At 46.3% G+C, this 16,490-nt stretch carries 17 protein-coding genes and 1 other annotated feature; of the genes, 6 read left to right on the top strand and 11 right to left on the bottom strand.

What is annotated here, in order from left to right:
• Positions 1-185: 185 nt before the first annotated feature.
• The 3 genes from AC5V8P_RS13055 to AC5V8P_RS13045 all read left to right on the top strand — a co-directional run bounded on the left by AC5V8P_RS13055 (position 186) and on the right by AC5V8P_RS13045 (position 2,257).
• Positions 186-1,157: a YpdA family putative bacillithiol disulfide reductase gene (locus AC5V8P_RS13055; protein WP_064798063.1), complete on the top strand. Its 972-nt coding sequence runs from the start codon at positions 186-188 to the stop codon at positions 1,155-1,157.
• 22 nt (positions 1,158-1,179) lie between these two features.
• On the top strand, positions 1,180-1,623 hold the full coding sequence (locus tag AC5V8P_RS13050; protein ID WP_063208791.1) for a DUF441 domain-containing protein: 444 nt from the start codon (positions 1,180-1,182) through the stop codon (positions 1,621-1,623).
• Between the two features lie 121 nt (positions 1,624-1,744).
• The gene (locus AC5V8P_RS13045; protein WP_064798064.1) at positions 1,745-2,257 is read left to right on the top strand and encodes a hypothetical protein; all 513 of its coding nucleotides are present in this window, start codon (positions 1,745-1,747) and stop codon (positions 2,255-2,257) included.
• A gap of 134 nt (positions 2,258-2,391) precedes the next feature.
• On the opposite strand, the gene AC5V8P_RS13040 is transcribed toward AC5V8P_RS13045, so the two are convergent.
• Positions 2,392-2,694 (bottom strand): HesB/YadR/YfhF family protein, encoded by a 303-nt coding sequence (locus AC5V8P_RS13040; protein ID WP_064798065.1) that lies wholly within the window; start codon positions 2,692-2,694, stop codon positions 2,392-2,394.
• Positions 2,695-3,028: 334 nt separating this feature from the next.
• Positions 3,029-3,229, bottom strand: a complete 201-nt coding sequence (locus AC5V8P_RS13035) for a hypothetical protein (RefSeq protein WP_231116966.1) — start codon at positions 3,227-3,229, stop codon at positions 3,029-3,031.
• A gap of 50 nt (positions 3,230-3,279) precedes the next feature.
• Here AC5V8P_RS13035 and AC5V8P_RS13030 point away from each other — a divergent pair, with 50 nt between their 5' ends.
• The gene (locus AC5V8P_RS13030) at positions 3,280-5,037 is read left to right on the top strand and encodes an ABC transporter ATP-binding protein (protein WP_064798066.1); all 1,758 of its coding nucleotides are present in this window, start codon (positions 3,280-3,282) and stop codon (positions 5,035-5,037) included.
• Positions 5,037-7,127 (top strand): ABC transporter ATP-binding protein, encoded by a 2,091-nt coding sequence (locus tag AC5V8P_RS13025; RefSeq protein WP_064798067.1) that lies wholly within the window; start codon positions 5,037-5,039, stop codon positions 7,125-7,127. The genes AC5V8P_RS13030 and AC5V8P_RS13025 overlap by 1 nt, the downstream gene beginning before the upstream one ends.
• Positions 7,128-7,247: 120 nt before the next feature.
• Here the strand turns inward: AC5V8P_RS13025 and AC5V8P_RS13020 are convergent, their stop codons facing one another.
• From AC5V8P_RS13020 to AC5V8P_RS13010, 3 genes are all read right to left on the bottom strand, one after another.
• A complete protein-coding gene (locus AC5V8P_RS13020) occupies positions 7,248-8,216 on the bottom strand; it encodes an S-layer homology domain-containing protein (protein ID WP_064798068.1) in 969 nt (322 codons plus the stop codon).
• A 137-nt stretch (positions 8,217-8,353) separates the two neighbouring features.
• Positions 8,354-10,078 (bottom strand): arginine--tRNA ligase, encoded by a 1,725-nt coding sequence (gene argS / locus AC5V8P_RS13015; RefSeq protein WP_064798069.1) that lies wholly within the window; start codon positions 10,076-10,078, stop codon positions 8,354-8,356.
• A gap of 66 nt (positions 10,079-10,144) precedes the next feature.
• Positions 10,145-10,403 (bottom strand) — a binding site (T-box leader).
• 77 nt (positions 10,404-10,480) lie between these two features.
• Entirely contained in the window at positions 10,481-10,810 is a 330-nt protein-coding gene (locus AC5V8P_RS13010; protein ID WP_063208814.1) for a four-helix bundle copper-binding protein, read from the bottom strand.
• A gap of 260 nt (positions 10,811-11,070) precedes the next feature.
• On the opposite strand from AC5V8P_RS13010, the gene AC5V8P_RS13005 reads away from it, so the two are divergent.
• Entirely contained in the window at positions 11,071-11,586 is a 516-nt protein-coding gene (locus tag AC5V8P_RS13005) for a MogA/MoaB family molybdenum cofactor biosynthesis protein (protein WP_064798070.1), read from the top strand.
• Positions 11,587-11,655: 69 nt separating this feature from the next.
• On the opposite strand, the gene AC5V8P_RS13000 is transcribed toward AC5V8P_RS13005, so the two are convergent.
• From AC5V8P_RS13000 to AC5V8P_RS12975, 6 genes are all read right to left on the bottom strand, one after another.
• Entirely contained in the window at positions 11,656-13,119 is a 1,464-nt protein-coding gene (locus AC5V8P_RS13000) for a nicotinate phosphoribosyltransferase (protein WP_063208817.1), read from the bottom strand.
• 118 nt (positions 13,120-13,237) lie between these two features.
• Positions 13,238-13,804, bottom strand: coding sequence for a cysteine hydrolase family protein (locus AC5V8P_RS12995; RefSeq protein ID WP_063208819.1), 567 nt, complete (start codon positions 13,802-13,804; stop codon positions 13,238-13,240).
• A 67-nt stretch (positions 13,805-13,871) separates the two neighbouring features.
• Entirely contained in the window at positions 13,872-14,660 is a 789-nt protein-coding gene (locus AC5V8P_RS12990) for an NUDIX domain-containing protein (protein WP_013370763.1), read from the bottom strand.
• A gap of 65 nt (positions 14,661-14,725) precedes the next feature.
• Positions 14,726-15,130, bottom strand: a complete 405-nt coding sequence (locus AC5V8P_RS12985; protein WP_058710541.1) for a PaaI family thioesterase — start codon at positions 15,128-15,130, stop codon at positions 14,726-14,728.
• A 139-nt stretch (positions 15,131-15,269) separates the two neighbouring features.
• Positions 15,270-15,722: a YlbF/YmcA family competence regulator gene (locus tag AC5V8P_RS12980; protein WP_064798071.1), complete on the bottom strand. Its 453-nt coding sequence runs from the start codon at positions 15,720-15,722 to the stop codon at positions 15,270-15,272.
• A gap of 88 nt (positions 15,723-15,810) precedes the next feature.
• On the bottom strand, positions 15,811-16,490 hold a 680-nt coding region (locus AC5V8P_RS12975; protein ID WP_495473668.1), incomplete at its 5' end, for a MiaB/RimO family radical SAM methylthiotransferase.

The raw sequence follows: 16,490 nt of genomic DNA, 5'->3' as shown, positions 1-16,490 counted from the left end.
TCCCTCTCATCATCTCTTTCTGAAAACGGCTGGATATTGTGCACACATTGCGGTAGGATTATTATTTGAAAACTTCTCACAGACTGAGCTATTTGCGTCCATTCCTGAGATTTGTTTTTAATCGTCAAACTAATCTAACCCTACAAAACTGACGAAATAAACCAATACACTGGAGGTCCATCCAAATGCACGACGTAATCATTATTGGTGGCGGTCCTTGCGGACTATCCGCTGCAATCGAATGCAGCCGCAGAGGTTTGCGAACGATCATTATTGAAAAAAGCAATATCGTCCACTCCATTTTTCTGTATCCGACGAATATGCAGTTTTTTAGCACCGCCGAACTATTGGAAATCGGTGATATTCCGTTCAGCACTCCCAATGACAAGCCTTTCCGACATGAAGCACTAGCTTATTATCGTAAAGTAGCCTCCCATTATAACCTGGACATTCAGCATTATGAGGAGGCTCAATCCATTCAGCGTCAAGAAGACGGTACATTTACCGTACATACCCTAAGCAAACGGGAAATAACCAAGAGCTATTCAGCACGCTATGTCGTAGTGGCTACGGGATATTTTGATCATCCGAACTATTTGGGCATCCCTGGGGAACAATTAGATAAAGTTACTCACTATTTCAGCGAAGCCCATCCCTATACAGGAACCCGGGTCGCAGTCATCGGCGGCAGCAACTCTGCGGTAGACGCTGCGATGGAATTGGTGCGGGTCGGTGCCACAATTGATATGGTTTACCGTCGAAATGAGTTGTCTCCATACATCAAACCGTGGGTTCGTCCTTTGTTCGACAGTATGGTCCAAAAAGGAAAAATCACGCTGCATTTAGGCGCACGCATTACCGAAATTCATCCAGACCACGTCATCGTTACTCCGCTGAACGCGGAAGCGTTCCAGCTCGAAAACGATTTTGTACTGGCACTGACCGGATTCCACCCGGAACGAAAATTATTGGAGTCTGTCGGTGTCCACATGGCTGAGGATCTGGACAAACCTGAATATAATCCTGCCACGATGGAGACTAATATCCCAGGCATATATGTCGCCGGGGTCATCGCTTCAGGCAGCAATGCCAATGAAGTGTTTATTGAAACAGGTCGCTGGCACGGACGTCAGATCGCCGAACATATCCAAAGTTAAACGACCGAAGGAGAACAACTGAATGGATTACAGCTCCCTTATCTTACTGGTACTGGCTGGTCTTGGAATTATCAGCGGCAACTCAACCGTGACGATTGCTATGGTTGTACTACTGCTGCTGCGGGTAACCAGCTTTCATACTGCTTTTCCCTGGCTTGAGAAGTATGGCCTGACAATCGGGATTATTATTTTGACGATCGGGGTCATGACCCCACTAGCCAGCGGTAAAATTAGCATCAATCAGGTGACAGAGTCCTTCCTGCACTGGAAATCCCTGCTTGCGATTGGTATCGGAATTCTGGTAGCCTACCTTGGCGGCCGCGGAGTAACTCTGATGTCCGGACAGCCCATGATTGTGACAGGTTTACTGATCGGGACTGTCATTGGCGTTGCCTTCTTTAAAGGAGTTCCTGTTGGCCCTCTGATTGCTGCCGGACTGCTCTCCTTATTAATCGGCCGCTCCTAAATTTCTGGGCTGCTCTTTAGGAACGCCAGTAATGATAGCAATCTGCATATTTGGCTGAATTCAGCCCCGCTTTGTGTTATACTCTTATCGCATAATTTGGTAAATGCAGGAGGCTTGACTGATGTCTCGACAATTTGTAACGGAAGCTGTAATGGTGGCTATCTACGGCCAGCTGCTTACATCTCCCGCCCCTGTGGAATATATAGTGCCTTACACATCACTGCTAGAGCTGTACGAATTTCAGGACAGCACAGAGCCTCTCATGGATAACCCTATGGACGATCAACATGTGAAGCGGAAAGTAAGTGCGTTGATCAGTTATCTTGAAGAGCCGTTGAATCAGAAAAAAATTCGGCGCGCCCTTCAGATGCCTTGGGCGAAAAGCTTGCCTATCCTATTCGACGCCAATACATCACTCATTGTCATTAATGCTGTTGATACGGCGCATTACGGAGAATATTTTGATCCGATTGAAACCGAACTGGTGCTGACAGCTCAGCGTGAGGCATTACCCATTCTGACTGATCAATTGGACTGGATCCACCGCATTATCGAAGCTTCCGTACCTGTACATGTGTACGATATTGATGATTTTGATTTTGCCGTCGATGGTCCGATGTTTAACAACCCTTAGCATACGGCATCCTGCCCTAACCACAATAAAGCGGCGGAGCATCATGTACAGGTTTATCTCCTGTCACACGATACTCCGCCGCTTTTCATGTTCACAAACCATTATACTGGCATGCTATTTTAAACGTGGAGGCATTAAGCTTGTTCATCCTTAACGTAAGTGTAAATAATGTCGTCATGTTCCTCCAAATACTTCACTTCCAGATGATGCCCTTTCAGATACCAATAATCCTGATCCTCCATATAAAACGTAATGCCAGCCGCTTCATGCTGTAATGCGGGGTGCTGCGGAGGCTCTACGGCAATTCCCAGAGAAAAGCCTGGATGCAGCCCACCGCCGGAACTATAGCGAACAAAAAAACGGATGGAATCTCCACGATTCAAACCAAGCTCCTTAATGTACCACTGTGCTGCAGGTTCAGTTACCTGTATGCTCATGCGTTATGCTCATCTCCTTGTACAATGACGTCCTGCCAACTATATCATAGCATCTTTTGAAATAGCCACCAACCGTCTCTCCTCATGTGGCGTCTTGGACAAGTCATATACATTTTTTTGAAAAAGGTTTGACAATTCGCAAAAAAGGGTGTTAAGATTCAACCATACGAGATCCATTTTGAAATTTATTACCAATTTGAACGATAACTCATGTAAGAATGAATCCATTTTGAGGAAGAAAGGAGTGTTCCCGGTGCTAAAATTTATGATTGTATTTCACCCACATCTACAAACACAACAACTTCATACCGGAGCATCTCCCCTGTCGCACCCTTCAGAATTGGACCATTCCTGTTGTATGGTTTAATACGAGTGGCTGCCTGCGTTTAAGCAGTTTTTCAGTGGTGAGTGTGCTGAGAATACCTGCGCGCCATATGATATTGAGATTCAAGGCATATCGTCTGCGGACGGTATGCCTTTTTTGCGCCTGTTGCCGAATTGTACTTGTGGCAGCAAGCCGCTGTTGTTTCTTCAAAATGGTACACAACTCTCGAATGAACTTGACATGAAAGGATGGGATCCCTCTTGTTTTCAGTACTCAAAAATTTAGGCTGGTTTTTTAAAAGAGAACGAAGCCGATACTCGATTGGATTGTTTTTGCTGATTGCCGTTGGCGTGTTGGAGCTTGCTCCACCTCGGCTGCTAGGCAGCGCCATTGATGAGATTGTACGAGGTTCGATTTCCTGGTCCTCGCTTTGGCGTTATATTTTGTACATCATAGGCATTCTTGCCGTCATCTACTACATTACGTACATATGGATGCACAAGCTGTTCGGTGGTGCTAATCTGGTTGAGCGTTTATTGCGCACACGCTTTATGAATCATCTGCTGCGGATGACCCCTCCATTTTTTGAGCGTAATCGCACAGGCGATCTGATGGCTCGTGCTACGAACGATCTTCGCTCTGTCGCAAGTACAGCAGGCTTCGGTATGTTGACCTTAACGGACTCCACGGTCTACCTGACCGTTGTATTGGTTGCCATGGGCACCCTGATTAGCTGGAAGCTAACATTGGCGGCCATTCTTCCCCTTCCCTTTATTGCACTGGCCATGAGTATTTACGGTAAAGCCGTACATGAACGTTACACACTGGCACAAGATGCATTTGGCGATATGAATGATCAGGTGTTGGAGTCGGTAGCTGGTATCCGTGTCATTCGGGCTTATGTGCAAGAACGAATGGACGAAAAACGTTTTGCCGATATTACTGAGGATGTGTTTCGTAAAAATTTGGCAGTGGCCCGGATGGATGCGCTCTTTGAACCGACGATCCGTTTATGTGTAGGACTTAGCTACGTGATCGGACTCGGGTATGGTATTTATCTGGTTTTTCATAACGATATCACGCTAGGCGAACTGGTATCCTTTAACATGTATCTAGGAATGATGATTTGGCCGATGTTTGCCATTGGCGAGTTGATTAACATTATGCAGCGCGGTAGCGCTTCCCTGGATCGGGTCAATGAGACTCTTGATGTCCCGCCGGATGTTCAGGATGTAGCTCAACCTGTTCGAGTAGATCATCCCGAATCCATCACCATGAAAGACGTGACTTTCCGTTATCCTACCTCCACAGTTGACAATCTGTCACATGTGAACTTAGAGCTCAAACGCGGAGAAACACTAGGTGTGGTTGGTCGAACAGGCAGTGGGAAATCTACTTTACTCAAACAGCTATTGCATGAATATCCGACTGGCAGTGGGGATATTTTAATCTCCGGCACGCGGCTGGAGGACATTGCAGTGGAACAATTACACAGCTGGATTGGCTACGTGCCGCAAGAACAAATTTTGTTCTCCAAATCGGTGCGTGAGAACATTCAGTTCGGGAAGCCTGGGGCAGATGATGGCGACATCATGGAAGCGATCCGTACGGCTGCCTTTGACCAGGATTTGGGAACCCTGTCCGATGGGCTGGATACACTGGTCGGGGAAAAAGGCATTGCTCTGTCCGGCGGTCAGAAGCAGCGTGTATCGCTTGCGCGCGCCTTTATCGGTGATCCGGATATTCTAGTGCTCGACGATGCACTGTCAGCAGTAGATGCCCGGACGGAAGCACGTATTATTGACAATATCCGGCGTAAGCGCTCGGGCAAAACAACCTTGATCTCCACCCACCGTCTATCGGCTGTAGAGCATGCCGACCGGATCGTCGTACTGGAGCAAGGACGCATTATTGAGGAAGGAACCCACAATGAGCTGCTTCAGACTGACGGATGGTATCGACAACAATATGAACGGCAGCAAGTGGAATCTGATCTGACCTCAGGGGAGGTATCCTAATGAAACCTAATATCGGCAAAAGGCTGTTCCAGTACGCACTGACGAGCAAAGCTGGTTTTATTGCTGCTCTCATCGCCTTGGCTATTGGAGTAGCCGCGGAGTTGGCCGGTCCCTTCATCGCCAAAACGATGATTGACGACCATATGCTCGCTATTGAAAAACCTTTTTATGAGACGACTAGCACGGACGGGACTGTAAGTTATGCTGGTACCCATTTTAAACGTGAAGACCGCTTTGAAGCCGGGGAGACCAAAGGACGCGAAGCGAGGATTTTACAAGTTGGCAAATCTTTTGTATTTGTCGATGGCTCTGTCCAAGTAGCAGATGGTAACCGATCCTTTACGAACGGTATGCTGACCGTGACACGCGGCTCCGACACTTTTCATTACAAAGCCAAGGCTCTGACCGCTGATGAGCTGTATAGCTTTTACAAACCGGAAATGCCTGGCATCTTTCAGCTGATTGGGTGGTATTGCTTCTTTTTAGTTGTTTCGATTTTTGCCGAGTTCGGCAAAACATACTGGCTGCAATCCTCGGCGAACAAGGTCATTCAAAAGCTTCGGCTTGATCTCTACGCACACATTCAGCGCCTGCCAGTTTACTTTTTTGATAACTTGCCTGCGGGCAAGGTCGTATCCCGTGTTACGAATGACACCGAGGCAGTCAAAGATTTGTTTGTGGCTGTACTCTCCAACTTCACCTCAGGGATTGTAACGATGACAGGGGTATATGTCGCACTCTTTTTTCTGGACTTCAGACTCGGTCTTATCTCTCTATTTATTGTACCGTTGCTGATCTTATGGATTATATTGTACCGCAAGGTCGCAACCCGCTATAATACGATCATTCGGTCCAGACTCAGTGAGATTAATGCGATTATTAATGAATCCATTCAGGGAATGTCTATTATTCGTGTATTTCGGCATCAGAAACAAACACAGCAAGAGTTTGAAGAACTGAATGATGACTATATGAAGCATCAGAATAAAATGCTGAATTTGAACGCTTTTACATCGCACAATTTGGTCAACGTGTTAAGAAACCTCGCCTTCGCTGTTGTGTTGTGGTATTTTGGCTCTGCGGCGCTTGGCACTACAGGTAGTGCAATATCATTAGGCGTATTGTATGCCTTCGTCGATGTATTGGGCCGATTATTCCAACCTATGACAGGTATGGTCAACCAGCTCGCCGTACTGGATACTTCCATCGTATCCTCAGGACGCGTATTTGAATTGATGGACGAAACGGGAGAGCCCGTGACAGACGGTACGATGCCGCGTTACAAAGGTCAGGTAGAATTTAACGACGTTTCATTTGCCTACAAAAAGGATGATGTGCTTAAGCATATTTCCTTTACAGCACAGCCCGGCCAAACGGTTGCCCTTGTCGGGCATACTGGATCTGGTAAGAGCTCGATTATCAACCTGCTATTCCGGTTTTATGATCCGCAAAAAGGAACGATCACCATTGACGGAACACCTGTCAAAAATATTCCTAAGCAATGGCTCCGCCATCATATGGGTATTGTTCTTCAAGATCCATATTTGTTCACAGGTACGGTAGCCTCTAATGTCAGTCTCGGAGACAGCAGAATCACGAGAGAACAGGTGAATAAAGCGCTGCATGATGTTGGAGCCGACAAACTGTTAGCCCATCTGCCCCAAGGATTTGACGAGCCTGTTATTGAAAAAGGCAGCACCTTATCTGCCGGGCAACGCCAGCTTATTTCGTTCGCTCGCGCGTTAGCCTTTGATCCTGCCATTTTGATTCTGGATGAAGCCACCGCCAACATTGATACCGAAACGGAAGCGCTCATCCAATCTGCTCTTGAGGTGCTCAAGAAGGGACGTACGACCTTTATCATTGCCCACCGTCTGTCCACCATTCGTAGTGCAGACCAAATCTTGGTGCTGCATCGCGGTGAAATTGTTGAACGGGGTAGCCATGACGAGCTTATGGCCCAAGGTGGCCGTTACTTCCAAATGTACCAGCTCCAGTCAGGAACGGTTGCAGCAGAAGCTGCGTCTTCCTCAGCTGCACCTTCTAAGCAAAATGACTTGCTTACAGGCAAAGTCGCATTTAAAGCTTAAATGATACTAGAGCTTGAGCTTGGGCCTACAATTAACATTTAGCATGAAAAAGCCAGCGGTCTCCATTCATATTGGGGACTCGCTGGCTTTATTTTTTTATATGACATATGGCTTGTCGCTTTATTTTGCTACAGACGTGCCTGTTCCAGTGGGCGGAAGCACTGTTCCATCGACTGCTTTGAGCGTAACCTTATACTTACTGTCTACCAATGTACTGGTGTGGGTATCCGTAATAACTTGAATATTCATTTTCCCCAGTTTTGGACTCGTCAGCTTGTAGTAAATGACAGCATTCGTATCATCTACGTAGTCAATATGATCCACTTCAATGCCGTAACCTGGATTAGGTGCCTGCAGGCGGGTAATGGTCACTTTATTCTGCTGGTCATTCGCCTTCTCTATGCTCATACTAATATTAGTTTGTTGATCTGGATTGACAGACTCAGCTGGATTTTCAGGAATGGCTTGCACCGGTTTATGACTTTGTACAAGCTCGGATGCATGATAGACCATTTCTGCTGCCTCGATCCGGGTTACTTTACGATCCGGGTTAAAGTTGCTCTTTTCGTCCAATTTTGCAATTTTGGTCAACAGGAGAAATTGAACTGCTTCGTTTGACGCTTGGTCTAATTTTTTGCCATCTGCTACATTAATCAACATACGGACCGTTGGATATTCACCCGTTGCACTCACAGCTTTGTACAAAATATTCGCAAATTGTACCCTTGTCATACGAGTGCTCGGATCAATATCCGGTGACAGAGGGATTTGGTGCTGGACTGCAATCCGGTAAGAATCGGCATACCATGCAGAAGCCGGAATGTTTGCAAAGGAACCTGTGGTGAAATCAGGCATAACCTGAAGATCCATCGCACGAACAACCATGTGTACCCCTTGTGCATACGTGAGTGTTTGATCTGGTGCAAACTTATCCTTGGTTATCCCTTGAATGATTCCTTTATCCTGAAGTGAACTTACGATCTTCTCCTGCTCAGCTCCCTTTATATCACGAAAAGCAGAAGCCGACGTAGCCACAGCCAAGGAGCAGACGACAAGCAGCGCAGCTGCCACGCTTTTATTTTTGATCATGAGATACACCTCCATGTTTACTATGCTTCTATACTTACGGACGCAATAAAATCACCAAATGTTTCAAATATGCACAAATTGCTTGCAAAACAACGGAATACCCTGCGATTAATGTAACCCGTTCAGCTTCTTTCTGCTTACATCCGGTTAGGGGCTTTTAGCCCAAGAAGTCGCAGTGTACCTGCCAGCATATCCGCAGTCTGTTCCGCCAACTGAAGGCGCCATTGTCCGCCATCGACAATTCTTTCCTTAGCGTAAAAACGGTTAAACGCCTGTGCCGTATCTATTGCAAATCTTGCAATAACCGAAGGTTCCAGTTGCTGAACAGCACGTATCAGCTGTCCGTGATAGCGATCCAACTGTTTAAGCAGTGCCCAGCCTGCGTCACCCAGCATTTCATCCGAAACGATATGTAAATCAGGAGAATGACCGTCTTGGGCAAGGGTGTTATGACTAGAGTTAGAATCGACATCCGCGCGAGCACGAGCTTTCTCCAGAAGGCTGCGTATGCGCGCATGGGTATACTGCACATAAGGTCCAGTCTCACCTTCAAAGGTCAGTGCCTCTTCCAACGAAAAATCCACTTCATTCAGACGGTTATTTTTTAAATCACCAAAAATAATCGCTCCGATACCAACGTCTTCAGCAGTTGCCTCTTGTTCCAGCAAATTGGGATTCTTCTCTGCAATGATGGCTTGAGCACGCGCTACAGCTTCATCCAGCACTTCCTCCAGTTTTACCACCTTGCCACGTCTTGTGGACATTTTTTTACCCGCAAACCGCATTAAACCAAACGGTACATGCTCACATTGCTCGGCCCATGTCTCTCCCGCCTGCTTCAGCACCGCAAATACCTGTTGGAAATGTAACTTCTGTTCCCCGCCAACGACATACAACAGCCGATCAGCCTTCATCACTTCATGACGATAAATCGCTGTCGCCAGATCCCGGGTGGGATAGATGGTAGTCCCATCCTTTTTCAAAATAAGACACGGCGGCAGCTGTTCGTTATCCAGACGAACTACAAGCGCCCCATCGCTTTCCTCCAGCAAGCCTTTGGCCCTTAATCGGGCAACCACTGCCTGCATCTTATCATTGTAAAAACTTTCCCCCAACACATGATCAAACAAAATGTTCAAACGTTGATACATACGGTCAAATTCACCCAGACTGACCTCAACAAAAAACTCCCATAGCTGTTGAGCCTCAGTATCCCCATGCTCCAAGCGTCGGAACCACTCGCGGCCTTCATCCTCCAATGACGGGTCATGCTCGACCTCCTGATGAAAACGCACATATAGCTTCAACGATTCCCCAATCGGATCATGTTGTAGCTGCTCCTCATTTCCCCATCTTTTATAGGCTGCGATTTGCTTGCCAAATTGTGTTCCCCAATCGCCCAGATGATTGACACTAATCGGTACATATCCGGTTTCACCAAGTATGCGATACAAGGCAGCACCGATCACAGTAGAACGAAGGTGACCGATACCAAAGGGTTTGGCAATATTGGGCGAGGACATATCAATCACGACTCGTTGTCCATTTCCGATATTGGGCTTGAGAAATTCAGGCTTGCTCAATTCAGCAAGCATCGTCGGAATATGAACAGATCGATCCAATATAATATTTACATAGGCACCCGAAGCTGAAGCGGTTAGACCTGCTTCATGGTTTACAAGCTCTGCTAATTCCATTGCAATTTGCTGTGGAGACTTTCGAAACTTTTTAGCCAGCACGAAACAGGGAAACGCCACATCTCCCCATTCAGGCTGCGGAGGCACCTCAAATAAAGATAAAACTTCTTTCTCCTCCAAGTCCGTATGAGCCAATATAGCTTGGGCAGCAATCATCAACAACATGTTCCTCTCTCCTTCTTTTTATAGGATTTAATAAAAAACAAAAAAAGTCCTCGCCTCTTGATATAATCAAGAGACGAGAACTTCGATATCCCCGCGGTACCACTCTTCGTAAATCGGTGGTGTAGTTAAAATTAGCTTACTCCAATCGCGATTTCACTCCAATGACGAATAACGGTGTCTGCCGGGCTGATCTACTAGAATTTTTTATCGTTGGACCAACCATCTCTCGGGTGCGCTTCACATCGGATCTCATACCGGCTTCCACCTCTTCCGGCTCGCTGTAATGACACGGTTCCGTTGCTACTCTCCCGTTCCCTGACGTTAATTCCCACCATTATACAAACCTATTTAGCAGAAAGCAACCTTTTATTTCCTCTTCAGGTACTGGTTCTGTATATGTAATTACACTGCCACCAATTGACGACAAGCCTCAACACAATGACGGCAGGCTTCTGCACAATGTTTGCAATGATTATGGGAATGCTTACTGCATTCAGCAGCACATACCTCACAGGCTTTAGCGCATAGCTCACAGATCTGCTCAGCAAAATCCGTTCCGCGCTGCAACATTTGAGCAGCAAACCCACATATCTCTGCGCATTCTCTGCTCACTCGAATGCATTCACGCAGCATAGCTAAATCATATTCCTTCAAACTTGCTACATAACATACATTGCAAGCGTTCATACATTCCAGGCAAGCATCCACGCATTTTTGGTATGAATGATTCATATTAGATTACCTCCCAGTTGTTGATCCTGCTGTACTATTACCCGCTACACCTTGAAATTAATCATTCGATGTTCGCGCTTTCAACAAAATAAACCCAAAAAATCCCGACTTATGTAAGGAAGTGTACTATATTCCAAGGTGCATGCGCAAGGATATTAATCACATAACTCTTTGCTTCCGTTTCTGACTTGCATACAGTCAATCATTCCTCTATTGTAAAAAAAGAGCTGCTAACCACTGATCAAGGAGTGAATATTGTAATGAATATAACATCGGTAGAGGAGCACCGGCGGGAATCTCCGCAGCAGGTTAACTGCATGGTCGTGACCGTCTCTGATACACGTACCATGGAGACAGATACTGGGGGACGACTGCTCAAGGAACTACTAGAAACGAATGGGTACAAGGTTATTCGATACGTTATCGTCAAGGACGAATATGAAGGTATCCGACAGTTGATAACCGAAGCTGCGGCACATGAGGAGATCGAGGCTGTACTTTTAACAGGTGGTACTGGCATTTCTCCGCGTGATACTACATATGAAGCCGTCTCCTCTCTACTGGATAAGGAACTACCTGGCTTTGGAGAAATTTTCCGCTATTTAAGCTTTGCTGAGGACATTGGATCAGCAGCTATATTAAGCCGGGCTGTAGCGGGCACTGTGGGCCAAACAGCTGTGTTTTCTATGCCTGGCTCCCGCGGAGCCGTTCGTTTGGCAATGGAACGTATTATCGTCCCTGAGCTGCGACATGTGATGAGAGAGATTTATAAATAAGCTCTTATTTCACACATGCGCCGACACAAAAAAAGGCACCCCATACGTGGATGAGGTGCCTTTTTTACATTATTCCTTTTCTTCAACTTCGGGCTGCATGTAGCTGTCAATCAGCTTTTGCTTCAGCTCCCATACCTTCTCGCTAAGATTTACACGATAAATTTCAGGGTTCAGCTTCCGCAAATACTCTGGCCAAAACAGTTTCAGCTGTGAAGCATGATAGGCACGAATTTCATCCAGCTCAGGAAGCTCGTATACCTTCTGTCCATTTATAAAAATAGGCTCAAGCATCGGTACAGCTTCGTAGTTTTCAACATACTTCTTCATATATGGATGTAAAGGGTTAAATAGCTTCAGGCGCTTACCATTACGCGGACGTTCTTCATCCGGGAAAGAAATATAATCAGCCACAGCTCTCCCTTTCTTTTTATCCACAATGCGGTATACATCCTTTTTGCCTGGTGTAGATACTTTTTCCGGGTTACCGGAGATCTTAATCGTCGGCAGCATTTCGCCGTCTACTTCCCGCTCTACCAGCTTGTACACTCCACCCAGTGAAGGTTGATCTGAAGCTGTAATCAGCTGTGTCCCTACACCCCATACATCAATACGTGCCCCTTGGGCTTTAAGATTGAAGATCGTATTTTCATCCAGATCGTTGGAAGCTACAATTTGTACGTAATCCAAACCTTCAGCATCGAGCATTTCCCGTGCCTGAATAGATAGATAAGCCAAATCACCGCTATCCAAACGGATGGCATTCATGCGCTTGCCTTGACTCTCCAGCATCTTTGCTGTCCGAATCGCATGGGGAACACCGCTTTCCAGCGTGTCAAAGGTATCTACCAGCAGCGTGACCTGATCTGGCAAAACCTTCGCATACACGTCAAACGCCTCTTGCTCCGTCATAAAGGTCTGCACCCATGAATGGGCATGTGTCCCTTTTGTCGGAATCCCGAAATGTTCGCCTGCCAGCATATTAGAAGTCGCATCGAAACCTGCCACATAAGCTGCACGCGCTCCCCAAATCGCTGCATCTGCCTCCTGCGCACGCCGTGTACCAAATTCGAGCAGTGTATCGTCGCTAGCTACCTGCTTGATCCGCGATGCTTTTGTCGCAATAAGGGTCTGGTAGTTCATAAAATTCAACAACGCCGTCTCGACAAGCTGTGTTTCCATAATTGTTCCTTCAACTCGAACCAGAGGCTCATTCGGAAAAACAAGTGCTCCTTCTTTCATCGAATGGATCGTTCCGCCAAACTTAAACTGGCGCAATGCCTCCATGAACATCGGATCGTACTTTTCCTCCTGCTCTGACAGATAGCGAATGTCCTCTTCTGTAAACCTCAAGTTTGAAATGTAATTCACAATGCGTTCCAGACCAGCAAACACGGCATATCCATTGCCAAAAGGGAGCTTACGAAAATACGCCTCGAACACAGCTTTTCGTTGGTGACTTCCGTTCACCCAATGGGCGTACATCATATTAATCTGATATTTATCTGTATGTAATGCGAGGCTCGTTGACTTCATCGTATCATCCTCTCTGACTTTCCCTGGCTTGGTGACGGTGTACCGTTCATCTGCCCAGATTCAGCAATATCCGGCTCTAATTTGTTATCGGACATTGGTGTACAATCGTTCAGTTATTTTACTTCTTCTGGCATAAAATCGTATCTTCAGCCGACTGTACCGTGGCTCCAAGACTTCCCTCAAAATGACCCAAAGCCCAATCATGCCCCGCCTGATTGAAGCTTGCCACAGCGTCCTTGTAGACAGTAATAGCAAAACCTTTGTTATAGGCATCTACAGCCGTATGTAGCACACATATATCTGTACACACACCAATCAGATGAACTTCCAAGATCCCGCGCTCGCGCAGCCTGAGTTCTAGGTCTGTACCAGCAAAAGCACTGTACCGTGTTTTATCCAACCAGTAGATATGATCACTTTGCTGCTCATATAGGCTATGAAGCTTACCATACAATTGTCGTCCATCGGTTCCACGTATATTATGTGGAGGAAACAGCTTACTCTCCGGGTGATAAAGGTCGTTCTCCTCATGTAAATCGACAGCCATGACAACAAAGTCCCCTTGATCCACGTAGGCCTGCGTAATTGCTGTGATCCGTTCATCCAGCTCAATCGCAGGTTGCCCCACAGGCAGACTACCGTCCACAAAATCATTCGTGTAATCAATAACAATCAGTGCCTTCATCGTACAGTCAGCTCCTTATCATCAAAGTGAGATTGTACGCTCTATGCGTAATCTATTCCAATAAAAGTTACGTATAAATAGATAAACGCGGTACTCTATCACTAAAGCGGTACAACTGGGCTGGTCTTTGTGAATACTGATTGGAACTGAGCGGTTTGCCATTCTCATCCCGAACCTCTTCCAGTATTCCCTGTCTACTACGAGTCGATGTTATTTTGCGAATAAAATTCGGCTCTTCGAAATCCGGTACGACGCTCTGTATTACCTGATACAATTCACCCAGTGTAAAATGTGGCGGTAAAAATTGCTTGGCTATCGTTGTCTGAAGCATCTGCAACTGAATTTTGCGATAAGCATCAACTATGATATCCCGGTGATCAAACGCCAGTTCCAATTCCTCCAACGCTTCTCGGATCGTAAATAAACCGACCTCCGAAGCATCATCAGCTGCCTGACGTTGCTCCAGCATCCATTCCTCTACCAGCGCAAAAAACGCATGCGATATGATCCACCCGCGCGGATCACGGCCTGGTCCACTATATACGCCCAAATACTCCAGATGCCCGCCGTCTACACCGGTTTCTTCTAACAGTTCCCGCTTGGCCGCTCCATATATGGATTCATCTTCTTGACAAAACCCTCCAGGCAACGCCCAGCGTCCCGCAAACGGCCAACTACGGCGCTTGATGAGCATTACTTTCAGCTCACGAATCGGCAATGTTTTGGTTACCGTCTTGCGCTCACGCTTCGTTAAAGTAAACATTACGATATCCGCCGGAGCACCGTCCGGGGTACGGTATTTCTTAATGTTGTACGACGCCTTCTGCGCCTCTTCGTTTATACGATTGCTATCCATTGGCATCACCATATTATATCGTTTTGATAAATTCATTATGACATAATAAATCTTTTTGTCAAGCGTCAGGCCTTGCCTGAATCGCTTGCTTGTTGACGCAATACTCGGAAGGTTGCTGTAGCTGTACAACCGAGTGTACCTTCACTATCCCTCACTTCTGCCTGAGTGGTTATGGTGCGGCCTGCCTGATGAACAATCCGTGCTTTAACCTCCAGCCGTCCTTGTCTCATGGCTGACAAGAAATGAACGTTCAGATTCGTTGTTACACATGAATCCATATTTCGTGAAGCCATACTGACCATCCCCATCGCCTGATCCATCAATGTTGTGAGCACCCCCCCATGTACAATCCCCATCACATTGGTATGGTGTTGTTTGGCCTCCAAAGCGATATGTGCCTCGTTAGCATCAGCTGTAATCAGCTCACATCCTAAGTACTCCCAAAAAGTATTTTCTTCACCCTCTAGCATCTTACGCAACTTACCATTCCCTCGCTTTCATCCCATCTATGATGTCGCAATTCTCTTGGTATCTCATGAACATTTACAATGAGTAATTGCTTTCGAAAAAAAGGCGTGGAAGCTAAGCCTCCACACCATAAATCTTATTCTAGTCACTGCAATTCGAGGAGGAAGTAGTCTTTCCCTCTTCTACGTTCACCTTTTCAGCAACCGTATCACGGATGGCCGTGATCACCATTTGCAGCAGCTCATTAATTTCTACCTGACTCTGCTGAAACTCCGTTACAATTGGAATACCGTCAAGCTCTTCCTGTAGCTCTTGAAGTTCAGCCTCTATTTTGGCAATCATTTTTTGATTCTTTAGAGATTCAAATGCTACAATTTCCTTTTGCTTCTTCTTCATGGTTGCAATCAGCTGCTGGATGCGCTCATGATCCTGAATCTTTTCTTCTGCTTTTCGGAATACCTGCACTTCCTCACTGCTGCCCAGAATTCCCGCCAACTCTTTGGCCTTTGCCAATATCATGTCGCGATTGACCAAATGATCATGCTGGCGCGCCGCCGTTTGAAGTTCTGTATGTTGCAACCGCTCCTCTGTCATTGCCCATCGCTCCTTTTCTCGCTTAAATAGTCTTGCACGCAGCCCTTTATTCAAACCGCATGCAGACACGCTCGTTAGATTATTCTTCTTATTCGTTAACCGCTACTGGCGTTTGAACCAAGTCACCTTTAATGTAGAAAGTCATAGGCTCTGTAATTTTCACTTGGACAAAGGAACCAATCAGGTCCTTAGATCCTTCAAAATGAACCAGCTTATTGGAACGAGTCCGACCAGCAAGCACTTTGCTGTCATTTTTGCTCTCGCCTTCCACCAGTACTTCCACCACTTCGCCACGCAATCGACTGTTAAAGCGCAGGCTGTTTTGATTCACAGCAATGTTCAGACGCCGGAGACGCTCTTTTTTAACCGACATAGGCACATTATCTTCCATCGAAGCCGCTGGCGTACCTTCACGTGGTGAATAAATAAATGTGTAGGCAAAATCATAGCCCACTTCACGCACCAAAGATAGAGTATCTTCAAATTGCTCGTCTGTTTCACCCGGGAAACCTACGATAATATCTGTTGTGAGAGAGACATGCGGAACAGCTGCTTTTATCTTCGCTGCCAGTTCCAAAACACGCTCACGAGTATATTTTCGGTTCATTTTCTTCAATATATCCGTATTACCGGATTGTACAGGCAGATGAATATGCTCCACCAGATTGCCGCCCTTACCCAGCACTTCAACCAAATGGTCGTCAAAATCACGCGGATGTGAGGTCGTAAAACGCACACGTGGAATATTGATTTTGCGCATATCATCCA

The organism is Paenibacillus sp. N119s (genome assembly GCF_059447605.1).
Note: the sequence above shows the minus strand (reverse complement) of the source record. Positions and strands in the feature narration are given on the sequence as shown.

Coding starts and splice junctions, on each gene's coding strand:
- AC5V8P_RS13045 (WP_064798064.1), top strand. CDS start 1,745: ATGTCTCGACAATTTGTAACGGAAGCTGTAATGGTGGCTATCTACGGC.
- AC5V8P_RS13020 (WP_064798068.1), bottom strand. CDS start 8,216: ATGATCAAAAATAAAAGCGTGGCAGCTGCGCTGCTTGTCGTCTGCTCC.
- argS (WP_064798069.1), bottom strand. CDS start 10,078: ATGTTGTTGATGATTGCTGCCCAAGCTATATTGGCTCATACGGACTTG.
- AC5V8P_RS12990 (WP_013370763.1), bottom strand. CDS start 14,660: ATGGATAGCAATCGTATAAACGAAGAGGCGCAGAAGGCGTCGTACAAC.
- AC5V8P_RS13050 (WP_063208791.1), top strand. CDS start 1,180: ATGGATTACAGCTCCCTTATCTTACTGGTACTGGCTGGTCTTGGAATT.
- AC5V8P_RS12980 (WP_064798071.1), bottom strand. CDS start 15,722: ATGACAGAGGAGCGGTTGCAACATACAGAACTTCAAACGGCGGCGCGC.
- AC5V8P_RS13005 (WP_064798070.1), top strand. CDS start 11,071: ATGAATATAACATCGGTAGAGGAGCACCGGCGGGAATCTCCGCAGCAG.
- AC5V8P_RS13010 (WP_063208814.1), bottom strand. CDS start 10,810: ATGAATCATTCATACCAAAAATGCGTGGATGCTTGCCTGGAATGTATG.
- AC5V8P_RS13055 (WP_064798063.1), top strand. CDS start 186: ATGCACGACGTAATCATTATTGGTGGCGGTCCTTGCGGACTATCCGCT.
- AC5V8P_RS13040 (WP_064798065.1), bottom strand. CDS start 2,694: ATGAGCATACAGGTAACTGAACCTGCAGCACAGTGGTACATTAAGGAG.
- AC5V8P_RS12985 (WP_058710541.1), bottom strand. CDS start 15,130: ATGCTAGAGGGTGAAGAAAATACTTTTTGGGAGTACTTAGGATGTGAG.
- AC5V8P_RS13025 (WP_064798067.1), top strand. CDS start 5,037: ATGAAACCTAATATCGGCAAAAGGCTGTTCCAGTACGCACTGACGAGC.
- AC5V8P_RS13000 (WP_063208817.1), bottom strand. CDS start 13,119: ATGAAGTCAACGAGCCTCGCATTACATACAGATAAATATCAGATTAAT.
- AC5V8P_RS12995 (WP_063208819.1), bottom strand. CDS start 13,804: ATGAAGGCACTGATTGTTATTGATTACACGAATGATTTTGTGGACGGT.